General features: G+C 67.5%; 1 protein-coding gene and 1 pseudogene. One reads left to right on the forward strand and one right to left on the reverse strand.

Annotated elements, in window-relative coordinates; translation table 11 throughout:
* Positions 1-243: pseudogene (locus IE318_RS44300) on the reverse strand (heme-binding protein); the annotation flags it as partial.
* 605 nt (positions 244-848) lie between these two features.
* Between IE318_RS44300 and xynA the strand changes: the two are divergent.
* Positions 849-1747 (forward strand): endo-1,4-beta-xylanase XynA (gene xynA, locus IE318_RS44305; protein ID WP_229904223.1); only part of this gene is annotated, 899 nt, incomplete at its 3' end.

Consider the following 1747-nt stretch of genomic DNA (forward strand, 5'->3'; position numbering starts at 1 on the left):
GCCTTCCTTCTGGGCGGCCTTCAGTGCGGCCTGGGCGGCGTCGGTGGCGGCCTGGATCGTGAGGTGGTCGGTGGTGGCCGTGGCCTTGTCCTTGACGCCGGTCACGGCGGCGGCCGGTGCGGCGGCCGTGGTGTCGGCGGAGGCGGAGACGGCGCCGGTCACCCCGGCTCCGACCGCCGCGAGGGCCGCCGCGCAGGTGACGACCTTGGCGCGGGTGGAGAACTTCCCGGCCTTGTGCTGCATTCGCGGGCTACTCCCTGTCGTGTCACGTCCAGGCGCGCTCGTCGCGCCGTGCCTCCAGCCTCGGGCCGAAGACACCGCCCACCCGTCAGCGTTCCGGCTCGTCCCCCAAAGCGGGACGGACGACGGCAAGGTCATCCGATCGGATGACCCGGTGCCGTACGAAGCTCCGGTACGGCCCTCGTGCGGGCTCTGGTGCATACCAATACGGCCGGCACAGGGGAGCGGCCGGCCGCCGGACCGGCGGCATCAGCCTGTGGAGCGCCGGTAAGCCGTGCGGGCGGAGACCCGCCGCCACGGACGCGCACACCGGCCCGGCCGACCCTCGTAACTACGGGGCTGGCCGGGTTTCGTACTGTCAGCGGTCGTTAACAGGATCGAAAGTTTCGACATCGAGAACCCTGATTCCGATCAAGAAATTGGGGCTCCTGTGTCGTCTTGATCGCCAGTCCCGAAGCTTGGCCGGAATGAGCTGTGTAAATGGCTTGCCGGGGCCGGGATTCGATCGGCGAAGCTTTCGAAATTCGTGCCGAAACTGTTGACAGTTGTCAGGGGCAGATCAACACTCGACGACACCTCACCAGCGGAAGCGAGGAGGAAGCACGGACATGAACGCGCTCGCGCATCCCAAGGGCCGTCGCGGCGGCCGTCTCAGACTGCTCGTCAGAGCCGCCTGGGCCATCGCGCTGGCCGCCATGGCGGCCATGCTGCTGCCCGGCGCCGCCAGTGCCGACACGACGATCACGTCCAACCAGACCGGCACCAACAACGGGTACTACTACTCGTTCTGGACGGACAGTCAGGGCACCGTCTCCATGAACATGGGCTCCGGCGGCAACTACAGCACCTCATGGAGCAACACCGGCAACTTCGTCGCCGGCAAGGGCTGGAGCACCGGCGGCCGCAAGGCGGTGACCTACTCCGGAAGCTTCAACCCCTCCGGCAACGCGTACCTGTCCCTGTACGGGTGGACGACCAACCCGCTCGTCGAGTACTACATCGTCGACAACTGGGGCACCTACCGGCCCACCGGGACGTACAAGGGCACGGTCACCAGCGACGGCGGCACGTACGACATCTACGAGACCACCCGCTACAACGCCCCCTCCATCGAGGGCACCAAGACCTTCAACCAGTACTGGAGCGTGCGGCAGTCCAAGCGGACCGGCGGCACCATCACCACCGGCAACCACTTCGACGCCTGGGCGAGCCACGGCATGAACCTGGGCTCCTTCAACTACATGATCCTGGCGACCGAGGGCTACCAGAGCAGCGGCAACTCCAACATCACGGTCGGCGGCACGGACTCCGGCGGCGGAGGCGGCGGTGGCGGCACCGGCGGCGGCTGCACCGCGACCCTCTCTGCGGGCCAGTCGTGGAGCGACCGGTACAACCTGAACGTCTCGGTCAGCGGCTCCAGCAACTGGACGGTGACGATGAAGGTTCCCTCGCCGGAGAAGGTGATGGCGACCTGGAACGTGACCGCGAGCTATCCCGACGCCCAGAC

This window comes from Streptomyces spiralis (genome assembly GCF_014654675.1).
Taxonomy (GTDB): Bacteria; Actinomycetota; Actinomycetes; order Streptomycetales; family Streptomycetaceae; genus Streptomyces; species Streptomyces spiralis.